Here is a 6,441-nt window from a genome sequence, read left to right as displayed (position 1 = left end):
TTGATGACGTGTTTACTCTAGCACACGAAATGGGGCATGCTCTTCATTCATATTATTCCGATACAACACAACCATATATTAATGCAGGATACCGTATTTTTGTGGCAGAGGTGGCATCTACATGTAATGAGTCACTTTTAATACATCATTTGCTGAAAAACACTGATGACAGGGATACGAAAGCTTATCTTATTAATCATTTTCTTGAGCAATTTAAGGGAACGCTGTATCGTCAGACAATGTTTGCTGAGTTTGAAAAAATAACTCATCATATGGTAGAGCAGGGAGAAACTTTAACAAGTGACCTTCTTTGTGAAACATATTTGAATTTAAATAAAGAATATTTTGGAGAAGAAATGGTATCGGACGATGAAATCGCTTTGGAATGGGCGAGAATACCACATTTCTATAATCCGTTTTATGTTTATCAATATGCAACGGGAATTTCAGCGGCAATAGCCCTTTCTAAGAAAATAATGAATGAAGGGGAAAGTGCTGTTAAGGATTATATGAAGTTTTTAACAGGAGGCGGTTCAAAGGATCCTATTGACCTTCTTAAAATGGCAGGAGTGAATATGGCTGAAAAAGAGCCGGTACAGCAGGCACTTAACCTGTTTGGTGATTTATTAGACCAAATGGAAGAAATAGTAAAATAAAATCTTTTTATTGGAAGCCTGCCGGAATTTAGTATATGATATTACACAGGTGCAATGTTAATGGCATTGTAATGAGGGACAATGCAGTTGATAAAAAAATATGGAGCATAAGATGAAATTTAATGAAAATTATAAGGGCTATATATTTGATTTAGATGGGACCATTCTTGATAGTTCATGGGTATGGGATATGGTTGACATAAAATTCCTGGGAGATAGAGGCTATGATGTCCCTGAGGATTATGTGGAATCAATTTCTCCGTTAGGGGCTTACAAGGCGGCAGTTTATACCATTGACCGGTTTAATCTTCATGGGGAAAAACCGGAAGAGCTGGTAAGGGAATGGTTTGACATGGCAAAGGAAGAATACGCAAAAAAAGTAGTATGTAAGCCTGGAGCAAAGGAATATATCACACACCTTTTTAAAGGGGGAAAGAAGCTGGCTGTTGCTACGTCTTCAGATCGGGAGTTATTTATGCCTACTTTGGAAAGAGAAGGAATACTTAACTGTTTTTCTGAAATTGTAACAGTGGATGAGGTAAAACGTGGCAAAGGTTTTCCTGACATATATGAGGAAGCCGCCAGACGTATTCACCATGAAAAGAAGGATTGCGTTGTATTTGAGGATATTCTCACAGGAGTTATGGGGGCAAAAGCAGGGGGATTTACGGTGGTTGCCGTTGAAGATGAAAAATCTGAATGTAATAAAATGAAGATAAGGGAAATTGCAGATTATTATATTGAAAAATATCCCTTTGTGTAAATATAAAGCCCCGTTGCAAATATCATAAATGACGTTGCAGCAGGGCTTTAGTTATTTAAAGATTAATTTTTATATTTTTTAAAATTGGGAGCAGGTAACTGGGCTAAAATTATGGCAACAAAAATCAATCCGCATCCGGCTAACTCACGGGAACCCATGGACTGACCTAAAATTATCCATCCTGCAATAACTGAAAATACTGATTCAAGACTCATTAAAAGGGAGGCTACAGTAGGGTTTAGACCCTTTTGTCCAATAATCTGTAGTGTATAAGCTACGCCGCAGGAGAAAATTCCGGCATACAAAATAGGAATCCATACATCAACTGTCATAAGAGGTGGAATCCATTGGAAAATGCCTGTTATTGAATGTTTCATATCGAAAATAAACATTGGCACTGCTGATGTGATTCCACATACGAAAAACTGGATGCAGGACATTTTAACACCATCTACTAAAAGTGAGAAATAATCAATAATTAAAATATGTAATGAAAAAATAAAAGCACAAAGTAGCAGTAGCAAATCTGCTAAATTAAAGCCAGAGGAACCTTTGGCACATAAAAGATATAAACCTGCTAATGAGAGACATACCCCAATCCAAATATTAATACCGCATTTTTTCTTTAGAAAAAGACCAAGTATAGGCACAATCAGAATGTAGCAGGCAGTAAGAAAACCGGCTTTACCGGCAGATGCACCAAGATATAACCCAAGTTGTTGCAGATTGCTTGCCAGAGACAATGCAAGTCCGCAGCAAATACCACCAATAATTAAAAGTTTTCTTTCGGTTTTATCGGACTTACCTTTTCCCTTATTTAAAAAGAAAATAACAGGAATAAGTACCAGTGAGCCAATAAACGAACGGATGCAGTTGAAGGTATACGGGCCACATGCATCCCCACCGGAACTTTGGGCTACAAAAGCAACACCCCATATAAAAGCTGTAAGAATTAAAAGTAGTGAATGTCTTAATTTTAAACTGTTCATAAATTTCTCCATATGTATATATTTGTACAAACAGTAGTATTTTACTTCATGGAGTGGGTTTTTGCAAATGGGAAAGAGCATCCTTTAATTTAATAATTTATACCACTTATAACCAATATAGAAAAAAGTCTCTCTTGCTACAAAGGGGATTTTTGATTTCAAGGTTTTATATGCACTGGTGTCGGTAGGAGACGAAAATGCATCTATGTCACAGTCTTTTGATAATAACATAGACCTTTTCATATGCAGTGGGTCACTTACAATTAATGCTGTTTTAAATTTATTATTATCCATTATTGTTTTGGAGTATTCTAAATTCTCCTGAGTAATTGTGGATTTATCTTCTTTAAATATATCTTCCAAGGGAATGTTATTTTCAGTCAAATATTCTGCTGCCACATCAGCATCACTTCTGGTATTACCCGCACCTATTCCACCGGTAACAATTAATTTCTTCACTTTTCCTTCATTGTAAAGTTTAATAGCGTGATTTAATCTTTGCTTGTACACCTCAGATACTTCTGTATCATTACAGGCCGCACCTAATACAATCGCCACATCACATTCTTTGTCTTCATAAACATTGCTGTAGGTGCAAATGGAGACTACATTACTTATTATATAAATTAATATAATTACCGGTATTATAAATAAAAATTTTCTTTTCTCCATATCTGTCGCCCTTTTATATTAAAAACACTAGCGTTATCATTCTTTGCTACTTAAATATATGTTTTTATAATAACAAATATTTTAGGGGATATCAAACGTTGTGTTTTGGTGTTGTGCCAATGAAAGTCGGTAAAGTTGAGTGGATATGTCGTAATAAATGTCGTAATAAATGAAAAAAAATGTATGAAAAACTATTAGTGGTGGAGATTATACAAATAAATATGACAGAACTGCGTTGACAATACACAATGCAGTTCTGCCAGTTAAGAATTTTTATATATTAAGGGAAATTTTAATTATTCTTCTTCAGGGTATTTTAATCCCCATTCCTTTCTGAAGGCTGTCATTAATTCCATAACATCTTTTGTATATTCAAGATGCATGCACGCTGTATCACCGTTTATTGCACGTTCCATATCAGCAAGCTCATAAGCAAGGGCGTCTGCATTTTCACCGGCTTTAATAACTTCTGTTTTACCTGTTTCTGCATCGGTAATTGTTGCCTCCCAGGCTCTTGGATATTCTAAAATTTCTATATATCCCTTTTCACAGGAAATCATGCCTCTCTTAGGTTGTTTAGAATGAAGTGAAAGCATAACTGATGCCATCTGACCTTCATTATTCATAAGTAATAATCCGGCCTGTTCATCCACGCCGGTTGGTGCCGTTTTTACCTGAGACAGAATCTTAGTTGGTTTAGAATCCATAAACCATCTGATAAATGAAAGAGCATAAACACCTATATCCAGCATAGCTCCACCGGCGAGATTTCTGTTAAAGAAACGATTGTTCATGTCGTATTCCTTAAAACTGCCAAAATTCATTGTGATAAGATTTATCTTGCCTAAAGTTCCGGAATCTATGATTCTTTTAAGCTCTTTATATATTGGCATATGGAATATTGTCATTGCCTCTCCAACAACAACATTCTTTTCATCAGCCAACGTCAAAGCTTCATTTAATTCATCGCTGTTTAATGTAATGGATTTTTCTACCAGAATATGCTTTCCGTGGTTAATAGCCTTTTTCATAAATTCTATATGTGTATTGTGAGGAGTTGTAATATAAACCACATCCACCTCAGGATCATCAAATACGTCATTCATGTTGTCATATACTTTGGCTATATTATATTTTTTCGCAAATTGAACTGCCTTTTCATGTGTTCTGTTAGCAACTGAATAGATGCTTTTTCCGTTCTTTTGTAAAGCCTCAGCCATCTGATTTGCAATAACTCCAGTTCCAAGTACTGCCCATTTAATTTCTCTCATAAATCCAACCTCCTGTAAAATGATTAAATATAATTTCGCATCAATACACTTATACGAAAGCAAGTTGTGTTTCCAAAACCGGTGTGGATATGGCAGGAATCCCAATTTGATTTAATTTATAGGCTCCGTCCATTGCAACGGGAATGGTATTTCCCACAGCTGCAAATAACACGCTTCTGGCATTATTGATTTTGTTTAATATTTCATCAAGATTATCCGTATCCATCATGGAAACTGTCTGGGTTAATTCCGCAACCTTATTGGCAAGAATACTTTTCAGAGACTGTTTTTTGTTGTCTATTGAAATATCATTACTGTATTCTTCATTATCCTCTCTATTTACCAGTTCCTTTGCAATGGATATTTTCAAATGATGAAATCCTTTTAACCCGATTTTTTTACAAAATCTTGATATGGAAGCTTCGCTAACCTGACATTTAACTGCCAGTTCTCCAACGGTCACATCCACTATATCTTTGGGGTTCCTGATAATATAATCGCCTATTTTCTTTTCTGTTTCAAAAAAACTATCATATAGCGTACATATTTGATTTAAAACTGACTTTTCCATTTATGATTCCTTTTCGTTATTTTCGTATTAATATGAGGATTGCAGGAGCATATGGCAAGTGGCAATCTGTATCTTGAGTGTTAAAAGAACTTTTGACATCAAAGCATTAGTATAATTATAGCATAAGTTTTAATAAAATAAATCTATGTTGAGAATATTGGGCATTTCATCATTTTTTTATTGTAGTTACTGTTAGCTAAATAGATAAGGCTTTAATGACTGCTTTATCGGTGTCTGACGCTTCATTAGTGTCAAATGTATTGCTTCCAAGCATTAAAAAAGAAGAGAAAACCGGATTTTGGCTTTCCCTTCTTTTTAACTGTTTATAATTTTATTTTTTTATCTTAACCTGCTTTGGCTTTGACCATTTGCCCTGATAAGTTTTCTTTCCTTTGACAACAATGGCTTTTGCTCTTGCATACAATTTTTTAGCCTTTTTAAACTTGCTATTTGATACACTATATGTCAATTTCTTAGTTGTTTTTGTCACTATTGTCTTTTTAAAGTTCTTATCTTTTGCAATCTGTACATTGTACTTGGTTGCGCCTTTAACTCTCTTCAATGTAAGACTTATTTTCTTAGCATTTTTCTTTTTAATTGCTTTTTTAACAACTGTCTTTCCAACCTTTACAGATGATGTTTTTGTAGTCTGACTTGGTTGTTTTTTAGTTGTTGTTTGTGCATTTGTATTTGACTCCTTTGGCTTTGTAGTTTCTACTGCTGGTGTTGTCTCTGTTTTCTCAGTTGTAGTTTCTATTTCAGGTGTTGTCTCAACTGATGGAGTTGTCTCAACTACTGGTGTTGTTTCATTTTCTGAAGTTGGTTTTGCAGTAGTTGTTGGTTCTGCAGTAGTTGTTGGATTTGTAGTTGGTTCCTCGTATTCTGAATATGCAGGATCTGCAAGTTCTGCAGGTGTTCTTCCTGAGAGTCCGGGGTCTGCCTTAATTGACACAGTTTTCTTTAATCCAAATGATTCTACATTGTTACTTGTATACTGTGATCTTACTTCTACTTCATATGTACCTGTCGCAAGTCTGTTTTCATAGTAACTTGCCACATTCCCATTGATTCCTACCTTGATACAAACACCATCTACAAAAAGATTCAATCTCTGACCTGTTAAATCTGCCACATTAGACCATGCAATAGTAAATCCATAGTCTATACCTTCTGTTAAAATTGAAAGTCCAAGTGGTAATGTTGGCTGATTTGGTTTGTCAAATGACTGTGCATTATCTATAAACTGACCTTTAACAGTAACCTTTGATGACCGACCAAATGATGTTGCCGCCAAAGCTGACTCTCTGCCTTCTGCATCCACTGCTGATAAATATGCCAGATATTCACCTGCCGATACACTTTCCAATATAACATTTGAATTGGTAATTCCGTCCACATATACACGTCTGTAAGGTGTACCTGTCTTTGCATCAAATAAATATAAATTGTAACCTACAACTGATGAATCTGCTGATGGAATACTTGCTTCTGATGATGGTGCCCATGCAACACCTAATTT

Annotated in this window: 6 protein-coding genes and 1 pseudogene; 2 read left to right on the top strand and 5 right to left on the bottom strand. The window is 35.2% G+C overall.

Going from position 1 to position 6,441, the window contains the following annotated elements; all coding sequences use genetic code 11:
- Positions 1 to 656, top strand: a 656-nt coding sequence (locus Q5O73_RS09650; protein ID WP_302669575.1) for a M3 family metallopeptidase, incomplete at its 5' end; no start/stop codon positions are given.
- A 112-nt stretch (positions 657 to 768) separates the two neighbouring features.
- Positions 769 to 1,419, top strand: coding sequence for an HAD family phosphatase (locus Q5O73_RS09645; protein WP_021952944.1), 651 nt, complete (start codon positions 769 to 771; stop codon positions 1,417 to 1,419).
- A gap of 62 nt (positions 1,420 to 1,481) precedes the next feature.
- On the opposite strand, the gene Q5O73_RS09640 is transcribed toward Q5O73_RS09645, so the two are convergent.
- The 5 genes and pseudogenes from Q5O73_RS09640 to Q5O73_RS09620 all read right to left on the bottom strand — a co-directional run.
- On the bottom strand, positions 1,482 to 2,408 hold the full coding sequence (locus tag Q5O73_RS09640) for a DMT family transporter (RefSeq protein WP_021952943.1): 927 nt from the start codon (positions 2,406 to 2,408) through the stop codon (positions 1,482 to 1,484).
- Positions 2,409 to 2,492: 84 nt separating this feature from the next.
- Positions 2,493 to 3,080, bottom strand: a complete 588-nt coding sequence (locus Q5O73_RS09635) for a YdcF family protein (protein WP_118589560.1) — start codon at positions 3,078 to 3,080, stop codon at positions 2,493 to 2,495.
- Between the two features lie 296 nt (positions 3,081 to 3,376).
- Positions 3,377 to 4,351 carry a Gfo/Idh/MocA family protein gene (locus Q5O73_RS09630; protein WP_021952941.1) on the bottom strand — a complete coding sequence of 325 codons (975 nt, stop codon included), beginning with the start codon at positions 4,349 to 4,351 and terminating at the stop codon, positions 3,377 to 3,379.
- Positions 4,352 to 4,400: 49 nt separating this feature from the next.
- Positions 4,401 to 4,922 carry a MurR/RpiR family transcriptional regulator gene (locus Q5O73_RS09625; protein WP_118589559.1) on the bottom strand — a complete coding sequence of 174 codons (522 nt, stop codon included), beginning with the start codon at positions 4,920 to 4,922 and terminating at the stop codon, positions 4,401 to 4,403.
- 331 nt (positions 4,923 to 5,253) lie between these two features.
- A pseudogene (locus tag Q5O73_RS09620) lies at positions 5,254 to 6,441 on the bottom strand (hypothetical protein); the annotation flags it as partial.

Origin of the sequence: Eubacterium sp. AF15-50, from assembly GCF_934835595.1 — a bacterium.
Classification (GTDB): Bacteria; Bacillota; Clostridia; order Lachnospirales; family Lachnospiraceae; genus Eubacterium_G; species Eubacterium_G segne.
The sequence above is the reverse complement of the archived record's forward strand: the minus strand, read 5'-3'. Positions and strand labels throughout refer to the sequence as shown.

Coding starts and splice junctions, on each gene's coding strand:
- Q5O73_RS09645 (WP_021952944.1), top strand. CDS start 769: ATGAAATTTAATGAAAATTATAAGGGCTATATATTTGATTTAGATGGG.
- Q5O73_RS09640 (WP_021952943.1), bottom strand. CDS start 2,408: ATGAACAGTTTAAAATTAAGACATTCACTACTTTTAATTCTTACAGCT.
- Q5O73_RS09635 (WP_118589560.1), bottom strand. CDS start 3,080: ATGGAGAAAAGAAAATTTTTATTTATAATACCGGTAATTATATTAATT.
- Q5O73_RS09630 (WP_021952941.1), bottom strand. CDS start 4,351: ATGAGAGAAATTAAATGGGCAGTACTTGGAACTGGAGTTATTGCAAAT.
- Q5O73_RS09625 (WP_118589559.1), bottom strand. CDS start 4,922: ATGGAAAAGTCAGTTTTAAATCAAATATGTACGCTATATGATAGTTTT.